This is a genomic window from Bordetella genomosp. 9 (genome assembly GCF_002261425.1).
Taxonomy (GTDB): domain Bacteria; phylum Pseudomonadota; class Gammaproteobacteria; order Burkholderiales; family Burkholderiaceae_B; genus Bordetella_C.
Window position 1 is genome coordinate 3,024,815 of record NZ_NEVJ01000003.1, and the last position, 19,337, is coordinate 3,044,151.

Annotated in this window: 17 protein-coding genes; 2 read left to right on the top strand and 15 right to left on the bottom strand. The window is 65.8% G+C overall.

Annotated features, from left to right (window positions below):
• Positions 1 to 2 precede the first annotated feature (2 nt).
• The 15 genes from CAL26_RS24765 to CAL26_RS24835 form a co-directional block, all read right to left on the bottom strand.
• A complete protein-coding gene (locus tag CAL26_RS24765; RefSeq protein WP_094849312.1) occupies positions 3 to 2,129 on the bottom strand; it encodes a primosomal protein N' in 2,127 nt (708 codons plus the stop codon).
• A gap of 402 nt (positions 2,130 to 2,531) precedes the next feature.
• Positions 2,532 to 3,608 (bottom strand): uroporphyrinogen decarboxylase, encoded by a 1,077-nt coding sequence (gene hemE, locus CAL26_RS24770; RefSeq protein ID WP_094849313.1) that lies wholly within the window; start codon positions 3,606 to 3,608, stop codon positions 2,532 to 2,534.
• 49 nt (positions 3,609 to 3,657) lie between these two features.
• Positions 3,658 to 4,629 (bottom strand): hypothetical protein, encoded by a 972-nt coding sequence (locus CAL26_RS28755; protein WP_256988582.1) that lies wholly within the window; start codon positions 4,627 to 4,629, stop codon positions 3,658 to 3,660.
• A 170-nt stretch (positions 4,630 to 4,799) separates the two neighbouring features.
• On the bottom strand, positions 4,800 to 5,969 hold the full coding sequence (locus CAL26_RS24780; protein ID WP_094849314.1) for a PepSY-associated TM helix domain-containing protein: 1,170 nt from the start codon (positions 5,967 to 5,969) through the stop codon (positions 4,800 to 4,802).
• A gap of 193 nt (positions 5,970 to 6,162) precedes the next feature.
• Entirely contained in the window at positions 6,163 to 6,588 is a 426-nt protein-coding gene (locus CAL26_RS24785) for a F0F1 ATP synthase subunit epsilon (protein WP_094849315.1), read from the bottom strand.
• A gap of 9 nt (positions 6,589 to 6,597) precedes the next feature.
• The gene (gene atpD, locus CAL26_RS24790) at positions 6,598 to 7,998 is read right to left on the bottom strand and encodes a F0F1 ATP synthase subunit beta (RefSeq protein ID WP_086067216.1); all 1,401 of its coding nucleotides are present in this window, start codon (positions 7,996 to 7,998) and stop codon (positions 6,598 to 6,600) included.
• Positions 7,999 to 8,074: 76 nt separating this feature from the next.
• A complete protein-coding gene (atpG, locus tag CAL26_RS24795) occupies positions 8,075 to 8,974 on the bottom strand; it encodes a F0F1 ATP synthase subunit gamma (protein ID WP_094849316.1) in 900 nt (299 codons plus the stop codon).
• A gap of 106 nt (positions 8,975 to 9,080) precedes the next feature.
• Positions 9,081 to 10,622 carry a F0F1 ATP synthase subunit alpha gene (atpA, locus tag CAL26_RS24800; RefSeq protein ID WP_094849317.1) on the bottom strand — a complete coding sequence of 514 codons (1,542 nt, stop codon included), beginning with the start codon at positions 10,620 to 10,622 and terminating at the stop codon, positions 9,081 to 9,083.
• A 41-nt stretch (positions 10,623 to 10,663) separates the two neighbouring features.
• On the bottom strand, positions 10,664 to 11,203 hold the full coding sequence (locus tag CAL26_RS24805; protein ID WP_094849318.1) for a F0F1 ATP synthase subunit delta: 540 nt from the start codon (positions 11,201 to 11,203) through the stop codon (positions 10,664 to 10,666).
• 12 nt (positions 11,204 to 11,215) lie between these two features.
• Positions 11,216 to 11,686 carry a F0F1 ATP synthase subunit B gene (locus CAL26_RS24810; protein WP_094849319.1) on the bottom strand — a complete coding sequence of 157 codons (471 nt, stop codon included), beginning with the start codon at positions 11,684 to 11,686 and terminating at the stop codon, positions 11,216 to 11,218.
• A gap of 183 nt (positions 11,687 to 11,869) precedes the next feature.
• Positions 11,870 to 12,112, bottom strand: a complete 243-nt coding sequence (gene atpE, locus CAL26_RS24815; RefSeq protein WP_003815363.1) for a F0F1 ATP synthase subunit C — start codon at positions 12,110 to 12,112, stop codon at positions 11,870 to 11,872.
• 109 nt (positions 12,113 to 12,221) lie between these two features.
• Positions 12,222 to 13,103 carry a F0F1 ATP synthase subunit A gene (atpB, locus tag CAL26_RS24820; protein ID WP_094849320.1) on the bottom strand — a complete coding sequence of 294 codons (882 nt, stop codon included), beginning with the start codon at positions 13,101 to 13,103 and terminating at the stop codon, positions 12,222 to 12,224.
• Positions 13,104 to 13,169: 66 nt separating this feature from the next.
• Positions 13,170 to 13,619 carry an ATP synthase subunit I gene (locus CAL26_RS24825; protein ID WP_306437105.1) on the bottom strand — a complete coding sequence of 150 codons (450 nt, stop codon included), beginning with the start codon at positions 13,617 to 13,619 and terminating at the stop codon, positions 13,170 to 13,172.
• A gap of 141 nt (positions 13,620 to 13,760) precedes the next feature.
• On the bottom strand, positions 13,761 to 15,314 hold the full coding sequence (locus tag CAL26_RS24830) for a DUF1254 domain-containing protein (protein WP_094849321.1): 1,554 nt from the start codon (positions 15,312 to 15,314) through the stop codon (positions 13,761 to 13,763).
• A gap of 162 nt (positions 15,315 to 15,476) precedes the next feature.
• Positions 15,477 to 16,253 (bottom strand): enoyl-CoA hydratase, encoded by a 777-nt coding sequence (locus CAL26_RS24835; protein ID WP_094849322.1) that lies wholly within the window; start codon positions 16,251 to 16,253, stop codon positions 15,477 to 15,479.
• Positions 16,254 to 16,380: 127 nt separating this feature from the next.
• On the opposite strand from CAL26_RS24835, the gene CAL26_RS24840 reads away from it, so the two are divergent.
• Both CAL26_RS24840 and mnmH read left to right on the top strand, forming a co-directional pair.
• The gene (locus tag CAL26_RS24840) at positions 16,381 to 18,147 is read left to right on the top strand and encodes a M61 family metallopeptidase (protein WP_094849323.1); all 1,767 of its coding nucleotides are present in this window, start codon (positions 16,381 to 16,383) and stop codon (positions 18,145 to 18,147) included.
• A 23-nt stretch (positions 18,148 to 18,170) separates the two neighbouring features.
• A complete protein-coding gene (gene mnmH / locus CAL26_RS24845; RefSeq protein WP_094850066.1) occupies positions 18,171 to 19,292 on the top strand; it encodes a tRNA 2-selenouridine(34) synthase MnmH in 1,122 nt (373 codons plus the stop codon).
• Positions 19,293 to 19,337: the final 45 nt, after the last annotated feature.

Sequence of the window (19,337 nt, forward strand, 5' to 3'; positions counted from 1 at the left end):
CGTCAGATTTCCAGGGGATCGACTTCCAGCTGCCAGCGCACGCGGGACGCGGCGGGCAATTGCGGCAGCATCGCGGACCAGGCCGCCAGGAAACCCTGCAGCGCGGGCCGGCTGGCGCTTTCCACCAGCAGTTGCGCGCGCTCCATATTGGCGATGCGCACCACTCGCAACGGAACCGGATCGTAGCGCGTAACGGCGTCCGACGTGGGAAAACAATCGGCCAGCTCGCCGTCCGGCAGATCGCGCGCCGACTGCAGGAACTCCAGGGCCTGGGCCAGTTCGCGCGCTTCGGCGGTCAGCAGCGCCTGGTGCGCGAAAGGCGGCAGGCCCGTGCTTTCGCGCTCGGCCAGCGCCGGGCCGGCGAAACCGACGTAATCGTGGCGCAGCAGCGCCTGGTAGACCGGCTGTTCCGGATAGCCGGTCTGGACCAGGACCTCGCCGCCTTCGGTATGGCGGCCGGCACGGCCGGCCACCTGCATGAGCTGCGCGAACAGTCGTTCCGGCGCGCGAAAGTCATGGGCGAAGAGCATGGCGTCGGCGTTCAGCACGCCCACCAGTCCCAGCCGCGCGAAGTCATGGCCCTTGGCCACCATCTGCGTGCCCACCAGGATGTCGACCTCGCCGGCATGGACGCTGGCGAACAGCGTCTGCGCGCTGCCCTTGCGGCGCGTGCTGTCCGCATCGATCCGCAGTATCCGGGCTTGGGGAAACAGCTCGGACAGGTGTTCCTCGACCCGCTGCGTGCCACGCCCCATGGGCTGCAGATCCTGGTCGCCGCACTCCGGGCAGGCGCGCGGCACCCGTGCCTGGTAGCCGCAATGATGACACTGCAGGACGTGGCCGCCCGGCCCCGGGCCCCGATGCAGCACGGTAAACGCCGTGCAGCGCGGACAATGGCTGACCCAGGCGCATGAGGCGCAATGCAGCACGGGCGCATAGCCGCGGCGGTTCAGGAACACCAGCGACTGCTCGCCGCGCTCCAGCCGCTTGCCGATCGCGTCGATCAGTTGCGGCGACATGCCCTGCTTCATCGGCAGGCGGCGCGTATCCACCAGCCGCACCTTGGGCAGTTCGCTGGCCTTGGCGCGCGCCGACAGGGTCAGGCGCAGATAGCGGCCGCGTTCGGCCTGCTGCCAGGTCTCCAGCGACGGCGTGGCGGAACCGAGCAGCACCGGGATGTCCCGATCGCGGGCACGCCATACGGCCAGATCGCGCGCCGAATAGCGCAGGCCGTCCTGCTGCTTGTATGACGCGTCATGTTCTTCGTCCACCACGATCAGGCCCAGGTCCGGCAAGGGCGCGAAGATGGACATGCGCGTGCCCAGCAGCACGCGCGCCTGGCCGCGCTGGGCGCGTATCCAGGATTCCAGCCGTTCGCCGTCCGACAGGCCGCTGTGCAGCACCGCCAGCGCCCCGGGGCCCGCGACGGCGTCCAGGCGGGCGCGCAGCACGGCTTCCAGCTGCGGCGTCAGATTGATTTCCGGCACCATCAGCAGGACCTGCCGGCCCTGCATCAGGACGTCGCGCGCGGCGCGCAGGTAGACCTCGGTCTTGCCGCTGCCGGTGACCCCGTGCAGCAGCACGGGCTTGAAGCCGCGCAGGGCACGGACGGCATCGACGGCGGCTTCCTGTTCGGCGTTCAGGGTCGGCTCGGCCGGCGCCAGGGCGTCGCCGGCCGGCGGTGCCGCCTTGGCGGCCGCTTTCGCGAGCTTGGCGTCCAGCCGCGCCACCGGTCCGGCGCCCGAACGTTTGCCTTCATACGCGGACGGCTTGCGCAGCGGTGGCGGCAAGGCGGGCAGCATGACCTCGCCCAGGGGCCGCTGGTAATACGCGGCGGCGAAGCGTGCCAGCCGCAACCAGTCATCGCCGAAGGGCGGCAGGTCGTCCAGCACGCGTTCCACGGGCTTGATGAACGCCGGATCGATGGAAGGCTGTTCCAGCGACTCCGTCACGACGCCCACCAGCCGCCGGCGACCGAAGGGCACGATCACGCGCGTGCCGGGATCCAGAGGGGCGCCATGGCGGTAATCGAAGGGGCCCTGCAGCGGCACGTCCAGCGCGACGCGCACCCAGGCCGGGGCCTGCGACGCGGGGGAACTGGCCGGCGTTTCAGCACGGGTTTCGGTCATTACCATCCGTCAAAAGTATGAGCTGCCCGCCCATCCTATTTAAAGTGAATTCTCGAAGTTCCCGCTAAGCGCCTGTGGCGCCTGCAAATGAAAATGCGGGCGAAGCGCTCTGTGGATAACTTTGGGGAAAAAACCGTTGATTTTGGAATTACCCCGGCTTACCACAACCGCACCCATCTTGTAAGGGGCGAGATCAAATAGTTTTTCGCCATAAAATCAATGACTTGGCGGAGAACGCGCCAGAGCACAGACAACCCTGCGCTGTCAAGCGTCTTTGCTTCGTTGCTGTGCACAAGTGGGCTAAATGGGGGCACGGCTCGCGCGCCGCCAGGGGAAAAAAGCCATGCCGGGGCGCTGCGGGGAGCCTTCTCAAGGAGTCGCCCGCCTGGGAAAAACCCTGTTTCAAACGGCATGGAAAGCGCGGCTGTAGGCATGCACCTCATCCACCAGTTCGGCTACGGCGTCCGGCGGAGTGAACTGGGAAATGCCATGGCCCAGGTTGAACACGTGACCGCCCGCGCCCACCGGCCCGAAATCGTCGATGATGCGGCGAACCTGGGCACGTATCGCCGGCCCGCCGGCAAAGAGCGCCATCGGATCCAGGTTGCCCTGCAGCGCCACGGCGTCGCCGACGCGCGCCCGCGCGCGGCGCAGGTTGACGGTCCAGTCCACGCCCACGGCGTCCGCCCCGCAGCCGGCGATGTCCTCCAGCCACAGGCCGCCGCCCTTGGTGAACACGATGGCCGGAACCGGCTGCCCGTCCTGCTGCCGGGTCAGCCCCGCCATGACCTGCCGGGTATAGGCCAGCGAATACTCCTGGAACAAGCCGTCGGCCAGCACGCCGCCCCAGCTGTCGAACAGCATCACCGCCTGCACCCCGGCGGCGATCTGCGCGTTCAGATACTCGGTGGTGGCGCGCGCGTTGATGGCCAGGATGCGGTGCATCAGGTCCGGGCGCCCGTACGCCAGGCTCTTGATCAGCCGGTAATCGTCGCTGCCCTTGCCCTCGACCATATAACAGGCGATGGTCCAGGGGCTGCCGGCGAAGCCGATCAGGGGCACCCGTCCTTGCAGCTCGCGGCGGATGAGGCTGACGGCGTCGAACACGTAGCGCAATTTGTCCATGTCCGGCGGCGCCAGGGCATCGACGTCGGCTTCCGTGCGAACCGGACGCTCGAAATGCGGTCCTTCGCCGGCGCGGAAATCCAGGCCCAGGCCCATCGCGTCGGGCACGGTCAGGATGTCGGAGAACAGGATCGCCGCGTCCAGGGGAAAGCGTTCCAGCGGCTGCAGGGTTACTTCGGCGGCGTACGCGGGGTTCTGCGCCAGCCCCAGGAACGAACCCGCCCGCGCGCGCGTGGCGTTGTATTCGGGCAGATAGCGTCCCGCCTGGCGCATCAGCCACACAGGCGTGTACGGCACGGGCTGGCGCAGCAACGCGCGCAGGAATACATCGTTTTGCAAAGCGACGGCGGACACGGCTTTCCTCGAAAAATCCAAGCTGCCGATTTTACCCGGCGGGCTTCCCTCAGTCCGACTGCTCATTTCCGGCCTGGCGGGAGCGGTACGGCGCGGCATCGATATGGTGTTTGCGCATGAGTGCCCAGAAGGCGCGCCGGTGCTTGGCCGAGGCGCGCGCGGCGCGCGCGACATTGCCGGCATGGCGCGACAAGGCCGTGCGCACGTAATCGCGCTCGAAGCTGTCCACCACCCGCGACTTGGCGATACGGAAGGGCTCGTCGGGATGCACGCGGGGCGCCGCCTGGATGGCCAGCAAACCGCTGTCCAGCGCTTCCCGGGGCAGGCGCGGCCGTGCGTCCCCCAGGCCCATGGCCATGGTCGCGGCGCGCGCGGCCCGCGCGATCGCGGGCGGGACGGGACCGGTTTCGTAGTACGGCGCCATGGGCTCCCGCACCGCCCTGGGGGCGGTGGGCGTGGGCGGCCACGCGTCGGCGGTCGGGGTGGCGCCCTGGACCGCGTACGGAGCCGAGTATGGGGCTGCGTTGGGGGCTGCGTTGGGCGCTACGTACGGGGCGGCGTTCGGGATGGCGCGATCCCCGGCCACCCGGTCCACCCGCACGCGCAGCTCTTCAGGGCAAAGCGGATCGCGCACGAAGTCCTTCATGCCCAGCATCAGCAGGTCCTGCACGGCGGCCGCCTTCAGCCCGCGCGCCAGGCCGATCAGCGGCGTGAGCAGCCCGCCGCCGGCGCAGGACAGCGCCATGCGCGTCCATCCCAGCGTATCGGGCGTGATCGGCAACAGGCAGGCATCGAAGCGGCGCAGGGACAGGGCCAGCCGCGCCAGAACGTGCCCCGCCGCCTGCGCGCCGTGGCAAGCCGTGGCTATACCGTCGGCACCGACCACCAGCGTACCGTCGTCCAGCGTGACGGCATGCAAGCGCACGCGTGTCGCCTGGCCCGCATGCCGCTGCATCCAGGCATCCATCCAGCCGGCGTGCGCCGGCACCATGAGCACGCCGCAATCTAGCGTCTCGCGCATTGCCACTCCTTCGTATCCATCGAAGCAGCAAGGCTAAATAGCGCGTGGCGCCCCGGCAATTCGCAAAGTCCACACTGCGGCTTATACGTAGGGGCTTACCCGCGCGCCGAGCGGATATGCGTTGCGCGGATCAGTAGCGCGGATCCGTTGCGCACATCAACTGCCTGCCCTTACGCCTTGGCGCCCTGCGCCCAGGCCTTGTGCCGCGCCTCCAGTTCCGCGATGCGCGCGGCGGCCGACTTGCGTCGCGCGATCCACAGATACAGGCCGCTGCCCAGCACGATGATGGTGATCAGGTCCAGCACGGCCCAGATGACTTTCAAGGGAATGCCGGCGTAATCGCCGAAGTGCAGCGGCCGCGACACTTCCAGCGCGCGCAGATACCAAGGCATTTCGACCTGGGTGCCCAGGGCGCCGGTGCGGGCATCCAGCAGTACGGGACTGAACAGCCGCGACGTCAGCGCCGTATCGCCATTCAGCCACACCACGTAGTGGTAAGGACTGCCATACGGATTGCCGGGAAACGTGACGGTATTGACGGTCATGCCGGGCTGCGCCTTGCGGGCCGTCTCGTAGGCGGCGTCGACCGAACTCAGTTCGGCCAGTTGCGGCGTCGCCTTGCCCTTGTAGGGCGCCAGCAGCGCCTGCATCGCCGTGCCTTGCCAATACTTGAACATCGGCGTCGACAGCTCGTTGATCACGCCGGTGAAGCCGACGACGAACGCCCACGCCAGGGTCACGACGCCCAGCAGGTTGTGCAGGTCCAGCCACTTGATGCGCGTCGAGCGTTCACCACGCACGCTGCCGAACGGGATTTTCTTCATATAGGGTCCGTACAGGACCACGCCTGACACGACCGCCACGCAGAACAGCAAGCCCATGAAACCGAGGAAGAGCTCGCCCGCCAGGCCCGCGAACAGGTCCACGTGCAGATGCAGCATGATCTCCATGAAGCCATGGCCTTCCTGCTCCGCGGGAGGGAAGTGCTTGAGCATCTCGCCCGTATGGGCATCGAAGCGCAGCCGGTGCGCCAGATCCTGGTTGCCGGGCTGCGGATTCATGCCGATGACCACCTGCGGATCGTCGTCGTCGATCCACAGATACTCGATGCCCTCGTTCGGAAACAGGCGTTTGCCGTGGGCGATCATGCCATCCAGGCTGGCGCGCGGCGTACCGGGTTCGACCTGGGCATAGGGCTTGGCATCATCCAGCCAATGATCGATTTCATGCGCGAAGATCAGCGGCAGGCCGGTCAGGCACAGCAGCAGCAGGAAAACGGTGCAGACCAGGCTGCTCCATTTGTGTATCTCGAACCAGGTCTTGATGGACAGCTTCCCCATCTGTCGAACTCCAGTACGGCTCCCGCGCGCCGTGTATGCGTCGTTAATAATAAGAATCTATCTCACTATTGTACCCATTTGGGAATGCGCGACGCGTGACGGACCTGGACGCAAAAAAGCCAGGCAAAGCCTGGCTTTTTTTGAGCAACACTATCGCCCCGGGGCCGGGAACTGCCCGACGCGCCGGCGCGGATCAATGCCCGCGGTGGGGCGTCTTCAAACGACGCGCCGCGACGGCCTGGGCCGCCAGCATGGCGAGCTCGGCTTCCACGACGGCGATATCGGCCTTGTCCTTGGCGTTGCGCAGGGCTTCTTGCGCCTTTTGACGGGCGGCTTCAGCCTTGGCTTCGTCCAGGTCGGCGGCACGGATGGCCGTGTCGGCCAGCACCGTGACGCTGCCCGGCTGCACTTCCAGAATGCCGCCGGCGACAAAGACGTTTTCTTCGCTGTTGTCCTCGCGGACGATCTTCAGCGTACCCGGGCGGATACGCGAGATCAGCGGGGTGTGGCCGGGCAGGATGCCCAATTCGCCCGATTCGCCAGGCAGAACCACGAACTTCGCCTCGCCGGTGAAGATCGCCGATTGCGCGCTGACCACATCGACATGCAGGGTAGCCATACCGGATCCTTATTGCAGTTTCTTGGCCTTCTCGAAGGCCTCGTCGATGGTGCCGACCATGTAGAACGACTGTTCCGGCAGCGCATCGCATTCGCCGTCCACGATCATCTTGAAACCGCGGATGGTTTCGGCCAGCGGCACATACTTGCCCGGCGAGCCGGTGAACACTTCGGCCACGTGGAACGGCTGCGACAGGAAGCGCTGGATCTTCCGGGCGCGCGACACAGCGAGCTTATCTTCCGGCGACAGTTCATCCATGCCCAGAATCGCGATGATGTCCCGCAGTTCCTTGTAGCGCTGCAGCGTCTGCTGCACGCCACGCGCGACCGCGTAGTGCTCTTCGCCCACCACCTGGGGATCGAGCTGGCGGCTGGTGGAATCCAGGGGATCCACGGCGGGGTAGATACCCAGCGCGGCGATGTCACGCGACAGCACGACGGTGGAATCCAAGTGCTGGAAGGTCGTGGCGGGCGACGGATCGGTCAAGTCATCCGCCGGCACGTACACGGCCTGGATGGACGTGATGGAACCGGTCTTGGTGGACGTGATGCGTTCCTGCAGCTTGCCCATTTCTTCAGCCAGCGTGGGCTGGTAGCCCACGGCGGAAGGCATACGGCCCAGCAGCGCCGACACTTCGGTACCGGCCAGCGTGTAGCGGTAGATGTTGTCGACGAAGAACAGGATGTCGCGGCCTTCGTCACGGAACTTCTCGGCCATGGTCAGGCCGGTCAGCGCGACGCGCAGGCGGTTGCCCGGGGGCTCGTTCATCTGGCCGAACACCATGGCGACCTTGTCCAGCACGTTGGACTCTTCCATTTCATGGTAGAAGTCGTTGCCTTCGCGGGTACGTTCGCCCACGCCGGCGAATACCGACAGACCGCTGTGCTGCTTGGCGATGTTGTTGATGAGTTCCATCATGTTGACGGTCTTGCCCACGCCGGCGCCGCCGAACAGGCCGACCTTGCCGCCCTTGGCGAACGGGCAGACCAGATCGATAACCTTGATGCCGGTTTCGAGCAGTTCCACCGAAGGCGACAGCTCGTCGAAGCGCGGCGCGTTCTGGTGAATGGCGCGCTTTTCTTCGTGCTGGACGGGGCCGGCTTCGTCGATCGGACGACCCAGCACGTCCATGATGCGGCCCAGCGTGCCCGTGCCGACCGGCACGGAAATGGGCGCGCCGGTGGCGGCCACGACCATGCCCCGACGCAGGCCGTCGCTGGAACCCAGCGCGATCGTGCGGACCACGCCGTCACCCAGCTGTTGCTGGACTTCGAAGGTCAGCCCTTTTTCCGCGAAGGCGTTGCCTTCTTCGGTCAGCGAGAGCGCTTCGTAGATCTTGGGCATTTGATCGCGGGGGAACTGAATGTCCACCACGGCGCCGATGCACTGAACGATGGTTCCGTTGCTCATGTCGATTCCTTTGATAACTCTATGTCCTGTCAGGATGTCGCGTCCGCGGACGCCGGTGACGATGTCGAACCGGGCGTCAAACGGCGGCGGCGCCCCCCACGATTTCCGAAATTTCCTTGGTGATCGCGGCCTGGCGGGTCTTGTTGTAGACCAGTTGCAGATCGCCGATCACTTTCTTGGCGTTGTCCGAAGCGGCCTTCATGGCCACCATGCGGGCGGATTGTTCCGAAGCCATGTTTTCCGCGACCGCCTGGAACAGCACGCCTTCGACATAACGTTGCAGCAGATCGTCGATGACCGTGTGGGCATCCGGCTCGTAGATGTAGTCCCAGCTGTACTCGGACTTCAGCGCCGCCGTGCGCTCGCCGGCATGGAAGGGATCTTCCAGGTCGCCGCCGGGCAGCGGCAGCAGGCGCATGAAGATGGGTTCCTGCTTCATCGTGTTGACGAAGCGGGTGGTCGCGACATACAGCTCGTCGATGTGACCATCCAGATAGGCATCCAGCTGCACCTTGATCGCGCCCAGCAGGCGGTCCAGATGCGGCTGGTCGCCCAGGCCGACTTCCTGCGACACCAGGTTGGCGCTGATACGGGTCAGCAGGCCCAGGCCTTTATTGCCCAGCGCCGTGAACTGCACCTTGACGCCGCGTTCCTGGAATTCCTTCAGCTTGGCCAGCGTGACGCGCGACACGTTGGTGTTCAGGCCGCCACACAGGCCCTTGTCGGTCGTGACCAGCACGACGCCCACCGCCTTGACCTGTTCGCGCTCGACCAGGTAAGGGTGGCTGTATTCCGGATTGGCCTGCATCAGGTGCGACGCGATGGCGCGCACCTTGGTGGCGTAGGGACGGCCGGCGCGCATCCGTTCCTGCGCCTTGCGCATCTTGGACGCGGCGACCATTTCCATCGCCTTGGTGATCTTGCGCGTGTTCTGCACGCTCTTGATCTTGGTACGGATTTCCTTGATTCCGGGCATTGCGCTTTCCTGGTGAGACGGTCGGCGTGGGCGGCATCCGCTGCCCTCGCCTGGTCGGCCGGCCGCGGCGCTAGGCGCCCGCCGGCCTCGTCACAGTCAAAATGTCTTAAAAAGCACCGTGCTTCTTGAACTCCTGGATTTCCGCGGCCAAGACGGCTTCGTCATCCTTGGAGAGTTCCTTGGTATCTTCGATGCGCTGGATCAGCTCGGGCATCTTGGCCTTCAGGTGATCCTTCAGCGCCTTTTCGAAGCCCAGCACCTGCGCCACTTCGACGTCATCCAGGTAGCCATTGTTCACGGCGTACAGGCTGACCGCCAGTTCCCAGACCTGCAGCGGCTGGTACTGGGGCTGCTTGAGCAGTTCCACCACGCGCTTGCCGCGCTCCAGCTGGCGACGGGTCGCGTCGTCCAGGTCGGAGGCGAATTGCGCGAAGGCCGCCAGTTCACGGTACTGCGCCAGGTCGGTACGGATACCGCCGGACAGCTTCTTGACCACCTTGGTCTGCGCGGCGCCACCGACGCGCGACACCGAGATACCCGCGTTGATTGCGGGACGCACACCGGCGTTGAACAGGTCGGTTTCCAGGAAGATCTGGCCGTCGGTAATCGAGATCACGTTGGTCGGCACGAAGGCCGACACGTCGCCCGCCTGCGTTTCGATGATGGGCAGCGCGGTCAGCGAACCGGTCTTGCCTTTCACGGCGCCGTTGGTGAACTTCTCGACGTACTCTTCGTTGACGCGCGCGGCACGCTCCAGCAGGCGCGAGTGCAGGTAGAACACGTCGCCGGGGTAGGCTTCGCGGCCCGGCGGGCGGCGCAGCAGCAGCGACACCTGGCGATAGGCCCAGGCCTGCTTGGTCAGATCGTCATAAATGATCAGGGCGTCTTCGCCGCGGTCGCGGAAGTATTCGCCCATCGTGCAGCCGGCGTACGGGGCCAGGTACTGCATGGCCGCGGAATCCGACGCCGAGGCGGCGACGACGATGGTGTATTCCATCGCGCCGTGCTCTTCCAGCTTGCGCACCACGTTGTTGATCGTCGACGCCTTCTGGCCGATGGCGACGTACACGCAGGTGACGCCCTTGCCCTTCTGGCTGATGATGGTGTCGACGGCGACGGCGGTCTTGCCGGTCTGGCGGTCGCCGATGATCAGCTCGCGCTGGCCACGGCCGATGGGCACCATGGAGTCGATGGCCTTGATGCCGGTCTGCACCGGTTGCGACACGGAACGACGCGCGATCACGCCCGGCGCGACCTTTTCGATCACGTCGGTTTCCTTGGTGTTGACCGGACCACGGCCGTCGATGGGCTCACCCAGCGTGTTGACCACGCGGCCCTTCAGTTCGGGGCCGACCGGCACTTCCAGAATGCGGCCGGTCGTCTTGACCTGGTCGCCTTCCGACACGCCGGTGTAGTCGCCCAGAATCACGGCGCCGACGGAGTCGCGCTCGAGGTTCAGGGCCAGGCCGAAAGTGTTGTTGGGAAATTCGAGCATTTCGCCCTGCATCACGTCGGACAGGCCGTGGATGCGGGTAATACCGTCAGTCACGGAAACGACCGTGCCCTGGGTGCGAATATCGGTCGAAGCGCCCAGGCCCTCGATGCGGCTCTTGAGCAGTTCGCTGATCTCGGAGGGATTGAGTTGCATGTTCAGACTCCTGGAATCCTGTTAGTCGCCTGGCGATGGGCTTATGCCGCCAGCGTGTCGCGCATGCGGGCCAATTGGGCTTGCACGGATGTATCGAGTACCTGGTCCCCGACGGCCACGCGGACGCCCCCGATCAGGGAAGAGTCGACCGTGACTTGAGGCTTCAGCTTGAGGCCGAACTTCAATTCCAGCGCGCTGAGCAGGTCCTTGACCTGTTCGGGGGTCATCTCGAAGGCGCTGGTGATGTTGGCCTGCGCCGTGCCTTCGTGGCGGTTCTTCAGCGCCATGAATTGCTCGGCGATTTCCGGCAGCAACAGCAGGCGGCCGTTTTCGACCAGCAGGTCGACGAAATTGCGGGCGGCTTGCGGTACGTCACCTTGCAGCAGACCGGCGAAGGCCTGCGCGCGCTCGGCGTCCCCGAGGCGCGGGTCCGCCATGGCCTCACGGACGTCCGCGTTGGCGGCGACCTGGGCCATTTGATTCACCAGGCCGGCCCAGAGGTCCAGCCCGGCCTTGTCGTCGCAGGCGGCGGCGAACAAGGCTTCGGCATAAGGCCGGGCGACAGTCGATAGTTCAGCCATGACGTTTCCGGATTAAAGCTGGGCCTTGAGCTGGGTCAGCAGCTCGGCATGGGCGCGCGCGTCGATCTCGCGCCGCAGGATCTGCTCGGCACCCTTGACGGCCAGCGCGGCGACTTCGTCGCGCAGGCTGTCGCGTGCACGCTGCACTTCCAGCTCGGCGTCCTGCTTGGCTTGCGCCAGGATGCGGGCACGCTCGGCTTCCGCTTCACGGCGAGCCTGATCGAGCAGCAGGGCGGCCTGCTTTTCAGCTTCCACCATGCGGGCGTGGTTTTCGGACTTGGCAGAAGCCTCGATCAGACTGATGCGCGCCTGTGCCTGGGCGAGGTCGGCCTTGCCCTTTTCAGCCGCGGCCAGGCCGTCGGCGATTTTCTGGCGGCGCTCATCCATCGCCTTCGTCAGGGGCGGCCACACGAATTTCATCGTGAACCAGCCCAGAACGAAGAACACGAGCATCTGGAAAAAGATCGTCGCGTTCAGATTCACGGTCGTTTCCCTTTAACACCTTAAGGCTCGGGCGTTTCCATGGAAACGCCGACGAGCACTCGATACTTGCCGGAGGCAAGGCCTGTGTGCGGCATGCGGCAGCATCGGATCAGGCCCAACCCCGGCTTCTTCGACCCGCCGGACACCGGCGGGCATGCGCCATCAACTGACGACTTAGCCGAATTAACCGACGAACGGGTTGGCGAACGCGAACAGCATCGCGATACCGACGCCGATCAGGAATGCCGCGTCGATCAGGCCAGCCAGCAGGAACATCTTGGTTTGCAGGGCGTTCATCAGTTCAGGCTGACGAGCCGAAGCTTCCAGGTATTTGCCCCCCATCAGCGCGATACCGATGCAAGCGCCGATAGCGCCCAGACCGATGATGAGACCGCAGGCGAGAGCAACGAAAGCTACGTTGGTCATGACAACTCCTTGTTGAGAAATCTGAATGTCTAGAGATTGGAAGTGGTACAGCGCAATGCAAGAAGATCTTGCGTCCCGGCGCGGGCCGGAACCCACGCCGAAAAACCGGTCAATGTCCTTCGTGAGCCTGGCCGATGTACACCAGCGTCAGCATCATGAAGATAAAGCCCTGCAGCAGCACGATCAGGATGTGGAAGATCGCCCAGATCGAGCCGGCCAGCAGTTGGCCGATACCCAAGCCGATGCTGGTGCCGTTCAGGCCCGTCCATGCGCCGCCCAGCAGGGCGATCAGCATGAAAATCAGTTCGCCGGCGAACATGTTGCCGAACAACCGCATGCCCAGCGATACGGACTTGGCGGCGTATTCGATGATGTTCAGCAGCAGGTTGAAGGGGAACAGCAGCACGGCGGCAAAACCATGCGCATGGAACGGCGCGCTGACCAGATCCTTGAAGAAGCCGCCCGGGTGCTTGATCTTCAGCCCGTAATAGAACATCAGCAGCAGCACGCCCAACGACATGCCCATGGGCACGTTCAGGTCGGCGGTGGGCAGGATGCGGTGGTAGTACAGCAGGTCGCCGTGATGGGCGCCCCAGCCGGTCCAGCGCAGGACCGTGGCCAGCAGGTCGACCGGAATCAGGTCGAGCGCGTTCATCATCACGATCCACAGGAACACCGTCAGCGCCAGCGGCGAGACGAAGCGGCGCGAGACCTCGTTCGGGACGATGGACTTGGCCTGCTCTTCGACCATGTCGACCAGCGACTCCACGAACATCTGGAAACGGCCAGGCACCCCGGTGGTCGCGCGGCGGGCGGCGCGCCACAGGAAGAACACCACGACCAGGCCCATCAGGATGGACCAGAACAGGGAGTCGTAGTTGATGACACCGAAATTGGCGATCGCGGTCTGCTTTTCGCCAATATTGTTGAAGTGCACCAGATGGTGCTGGATGTATTCGGACTGAGGCGACACGCCGCTGGCAGCAGCCATTATTCCCTACCCTGTTTGCTGTCGCTGGCGCGTCACGCCAGCCATTTTGAACGATTAGTAGCGTCGCTACGACAACTTGCCGAACATCAAGAGCAGTACGTACCCCTTCAGCGTACAGATCAGGCCGACCAGCATGGCCGGCCAGACTATCCTGTCGCCCCCAAGGCGCACCGCCAGCCACAACAGCAATACCGTTGCGACAAGCTTGAACGCTTCGCCCAGGAAGAAGGTGAACGGATTGGTTTGGCCCGGCCGGTGAGTATCCAGCAGCAACCGTAGCGCAAACAAAGTGTTTGGCACTAGATACGCCCCCGCCCCCACCAGCGCCGAAATACCCGCCGCCGTCCCCGCTACTCCCCACGCGATGGCCGTTGCCAAGACCGCCATGACGCACTGCGCCAACACGGCCCTGCCCAGCCCTCGACTTGTTCTCGCACGCAACGCGGCCTGCTGTTCCGCACTGAGCACCAGCCTGGTCGGCTCAGTTTCGAACCCGTCCTCGGACGACCCGGTCACGATGCTATCCCGCAAGCGTCAAACTATTGGAGTATAGCTGGAATTCAGCTTGGCTCGCAAATAGACCAGGCTGACAAGTCCCTGAGCGGCGGGCAAAAAAATGGGGGCGGTTGCCCGCCCCCATTCCGGCCTGCTCCACCGTCAGTCACGCACCGGCGGCGGCGCCCATTGCTGGTCCAACGCGATGTCGCGCGGCCAGTACAGGCGCATGTTCAACATGAAGGGACCGCTCTCCGGCGTCGGCAGCCAGTTGGCCTGGCGGTCGCGGCTGGGCGCGCGCCGCTGGATGTAGATATCCAGCGAGCCGTCCGCGTTGTAGTGCAGCTTGTCGGTGCTGCGGATCGCGTAACGGCGGGCCTGGTTCTCCACGAAGGTCTGGTTGGGACCGTACAGGTTGATCGACCAGAACGCATTCACAGGCGGCAACTGCCCCTTGTCGAAGTGCAGCACGTAGTCGTCGTCGCCGGTCAGCATGTCGCCGTCGGAGTCGATCAGCGTCACCGGATACAGGATGTCCTCCGGCAGGCCCGCACCCAGCCCCGCGTAGGCCACCGCCGCGCGGCGCAGGTAGTTGGTGCCGTAGGTGCCGATGCCGCCGAACACGGTGTTCCAGCCGTTGATACCCGTCCCCAGGTGACTGACGTAGTCGGCGATGCGGCGGCCGGCTTCCGGGGCAGCCTGGGTCAGGGCCTGCTGCACGGCGGGATCCAGCTGCGAGAACACCATCGGCGCGTTGGTGCCCAGGCCGATGCGGCGCAGGCGGTCCAGCATGGGGTAGTCATTGGCGTGCGGGGGATTGTTGCGCACGGCATCGGCGAACACGCCGAAGAACGTGGCGGCGTCCATGGCGGCGACCTGCTCCACCGGCGGCGCGGAGCTGGGCGGCACCTGGGTGGTCGGCGTGTAGGCCGGCGGCATGGGCATCGGCACGATCGGCTGCGGACCCGCGCGGTTGGGGTACATGGGCGTCAACGATCCGGGTGCCGCCGGGCGGCCCGCCACCGGCGCCGGGGGCGGGGCCACGAAGGGCGTCACCGCGATATTGGCCTGCCATTGGTTGACGGCCGGATAATCCTGCTGGCCCATGGACTGCACATGGCCGACCACCCAGCCCATCGACGTGGGGCTGCGCACCACGTCGACGCCCGGCGGCAAGGTGCCGTTCCAGTACGGTCCGACGATGGCGAAGGTCTGCGCGCCGCCGCCGTTGGTGCGGGTACCCCGCGAGGCGAAGACGTCCGTCCACATATCAAGCAGGGACAGAACGTAGAAACGCTGGCCCGCGTCCGGCACCCGGACGATCAGCGGGCCGTTGCTGACGTCGTACCACATGCTGGAGTACAGCGTATCGGTGTTGGGCCAGCGCGCGTTGGGCGTGCCGGCGTCGGGAAACGATGTCTTGTGCCCGAACTGGTTCATGGGCGCCTTGCCATCCGCCGGCGAAGCCACGTTGGTGGTGTTGCGGCGGGTCAGCTCCATCAACACCATCGGATAGGCGTAGACGTAGGCATCGACAGCGGTGTCATGCAGCTCCTGCGCGGTCATCGGCGCGAGCGGCGCCGGCGCGCTGACGGGGGTCTGCGACACCATCCGCAGGGTGGGCTGGGGCGACTGCGCGGACGCGATGCCGCTGACGCCGAAGATGCAGGCCAGGGCGGCCAGCCGCCATTTGGCGGAATGGGGGGCAGTGCGCATGGGAGGGCTCCTTTGTTGTTGCCGGACGGGCCCCGTCAGCAACCGGCGCGCCTGCTCATCCGCACCAGGCCAAAGGCCCCGCCTTCGTTCGTAGGAACCCCAAGAATAGGCGTGTGCCCTGATACATCCCACGCAAGATCGTATCAGGGCGTAACCGTACGTTCAGCGGTGGTGGAAGTTCGGCTTGCGCTTTTCCACGAAGGCCGCCATACCCTCTTTCTGGTCCGGCGTGCCGAACAGGGAATGGAAGGAGCGGCGTTCGAACAGCATACCCTCGTTCAACGGCGCTTCGAAGGCGCGGTTCACGCATTCCTTGGCCATCATGGCGGCCTGCAGCGGCATGGAAGCGATGACGGTGGCGACCTCGATGGTTTCTTCCAGCAGCTTGTCCGCGGGGACGACGCGCGCCACCAGGCCTGCGCGCTCGGCTTCTTCGGCGCCCATCATGCGGCCGGTCAGCACCATGTCCATGGCCTTGGCCTTGCCTACCGCCCGCGGCAGGCGCTGGGTGCCGCCCGCGCCGGGAATGACGCCCAGCTTGATTTCCGGCTGGCCGAACTTGGCGGTGTCAGCGGCGACCAGGATGTCGCACATCATGGCCAGTTCGCAGCCGCCACCCAGCGCATAACCCGCCACGGCGGCGATCACCGGCTTGCGGATGCGTTTCAGGGTTTCCCAGTTGCGCGTGATGTAGTCGGTGCCATACACGTCCACATACGACCAGTCCTTCATCGCGCCGATATCCGCGCCCGCCGCAAAGGCCTTGTCGCTGCCGGTGATGACGATGGCGCCTATCGTGGCATCCTGTTCGAAGGCCAGGAGCGCCTGGCCCAATTCATCCATCAAGGCATCGTTCAAGGCGTTCAGGGCCTTGGGCCGGTTCAACGTCAATAAACCGACGCGGCCGCGCGTCTCGATCAGAACCAGCGATTCACTCATGGATGTCTCCTGTGGTCAAAAATGCTCAGGCCAACCAGGGCCGGACGGCAGGGCGAGCGCCGCGCCTCGGGCCTGGAACGGGTCTAACCATTAGAATGCGCCCATTTGATGACGCGCTATCGGAACAATGGACCCGCACCCCGTAATTTACCGCCTGCAACCCCGTGACCTGGCGGGTCATCGCTTCCATATCGTGCTTACGATCGAGTCGCCCGACCCGAACGGCCAGTCTCTGAGCCTGCCGGCCTGGATTCCCGGCAGCTACCTGATCCGCGATTTCTCCCGCCAGATCGAGACGCTGCGGGCCCACGCGGGCGGCCGCGCGGTCCCGGTGGCCAAGACCGACAACCATACCTGGAAAGCGGCGCCCGTGGGGGGACCGTTGACCGTGGAATACACGGTTTATGCCTGGGACCTCTCCGTGCGCGGCGCGCACCTGGACGAAACCCACGGTTTTTTCAACGGCACCAGCGTGTTCCTTTGCGTGGACGGGCAATCCCACCTGCCCTGCCTGGTGGACCTGCAGCCGCCGCCCGGCATCGACCACTGGAAGGTCTATACCAGCCTGCCGGAAGCGCGCGGGATCAAGGGCGCCGCCCGGCGCCATGGCTACGGCCTGTACCGCGCGCCCGACTACGACGCGCTGATCGACCACCCGGTGGAAATGGGCACGCCCCAGGTCGCGCGCTTCACCGCGCATGGGGCCGAGCATGAGCTGGTGTTCACCGGCGTCATCCCGCGCCTGGACCTGGCGCGCATCACGCGGGACGTCCAGCGCATCTGCGAAACGCAGATCGCCTTCTTCGAGCCGCAGTCGCGGCGCGCGCCCTTCCTGGACAGCAGCGACCGCTACGTGTTCATGACGATGGTGACGGGCGACGGCTATGGCGGCCTGGAACATCGGGCCTCCACGGCGCTCATGGCCGCCCGCAAGGACCTCCCGGTCAAGGGCCAGACGGGCCAGGGCGAAGGCTACCGGGGATTCCTGGGCCTGGTCAGCCACGAGTATTTCCATACCTGGAACGTCAAGCGCATCAAGCCGGCCGCCTTCGTGCCGTATGACCTGGCGCGCCCGGCCCTGACCCGGCTATTGTGGGTCTTCGAAGGCTTCACCTCTTACTACGACGACCTGTTCCTGCTGCGCGCCGGCACCATCACGCGTACCGACTACCTGCGCCTGCTGGGCAAGACCATCACATCCGTGGCGCGGGCGCCCGGCCGCGCCAAGCAGTCCGTGGCGGAAAGCTCCTTCGACGCCTGGACGCGGTATTACAAGCAGGACGAGAACTCGCCCAACGCCATCGTCAGCTATTACACCAAGGGCGCGCTGGTGGCGCTGGGCCTGGACCTGACCATCCGGCGCAGGAGCGGCGGCCGCCACACGCTGGACGACGTCATGCGGCTGATGTGGCGGCGCTATGGCCGCGACTTCTATCGCGGGTCGCCCGCGGGCATCCCGGAAGACGCCCTGCCGACGCTGGTACGCGAAGCCACCGGCGTGGATGCGCGCGCCTACCTGGCGCGCTACGCGGACGGCCGCGCCGATCCGCCGCTGGCCGAACTCCTGGCCGAGCACGGCATCACCCTGCAATGGAAGCCTTCCTCCCACTTGCCCAGCCTGGACGTGCGCACGCGCAAACAGGGTGACGGCGTGGCGCTGGCCAGCGTGCTGGAAGGCGGCGCGGCGCACAAGGGCGGGCTGTCCGCCGGCGACGTACTCGTGGCCATCGACGGCCTGCGGGTGGACGCGCCCGCCGGCATGGAGGTGCTGCTGGCCCAATACCGGCCCGGCGACGCCGTCACGGTCCATGTGTTCCGGCGCGACGAACTGCGGGCATTCCGCGTGCGGCTGGCCGCCCAACCCGCCCTGGATTGCGTCTTGAGCGCCGTTTGATTTCCGATTTAATGCCCGACTCGATGTCCGATTCCGACGTCCGCGAGGACGCCCGTTCCTTCCGCGACCTGTTCCTGTCCGGCGTGCCGCTGATGGATGTCCGGGCGCCGGTCGAATTCGGCCGGGGCGCCTTTCCGACAGCGGTGAATATCCCGCTGATGGACGACGGCGAACGCGAACAGGTGGGCCTGCGCTACAAGGAACAAGGCCAGCAGGCCGCCATCGCCCTGGGCACGCAACTGGTCTCGGGCGATATCAAGCAGCGCCGCATCCAGGCCTGGGCCGACTTCGCGCGGGCCCATCCTGAAGGCTATCTGTATTGCTTCCGCGGCGGCCTGCGTTCGCAGATCACCCAGCAATGGCTGCGGTCGGAAGCCGGCATCGCCTATCCGCGCGTGTTGGGCGGCTACAAGGCGATGCGCACCTATCTGGCGGACGCCATACGCGCGGCGGCCGCGACGCCCGGCCACCTGGTGCTGGGCGGCCTGACGGGCACCGGCAAGACCGACGTGCTGCGGGAAATCGACAACGCCATCGACCTGGAACGCCATGCCAACCATCGCGGTTCGGGCTTCGGCAAGCGCGTCACGCCGCAACCTTCGCAGATCGATTTCGAACATCGCGTGGCGATCGACCTGCTGCACAAGCAGGCGGCCGGCTGGCAAACCGTGGTGCTGGAAGACGAAAGCCGGCTGATCGGCGTCAACGCCCTGCCGCCGGAGCTCCTGCAGGCGATAGGATCCGCCCCGCTGGTCTGGCTGGACGCCAGCCTGGAAGATCGCGTCGAACGCATCCTGCGGGATTATGTCGTGGACCTGCGCGCTGAATTCGTGGCCCGGCATGGCGAGGCCGGCGACGCCCTGTTCGGCCAACGCCTGCAGGACAGCCTGACGGGCATCTCGCGCCGGCTGGGCGGCGAACGGCATGCCCGGCTGATCGCGCTGATGCGCGACGCCCTGACGCGCCAGATGGCGACCGGCGAGTGCGACGCGCATCGGGCGTGGATACAAGGGCTGCTGAGCGAATACTACGACCCCATGTACGCCAGGCGCATGGAGGAAAAGGCGGCGCGCATCGTCTTCCGGGGCGATGCCGTGGAAGTCGCCGGCTACCTGCGCGAACAGGCGGCGCGCGCACGCCGATAGGGTTCCCGATAGGGTTCCCGATAGGGTTCCCGAAGGATCTCCGGC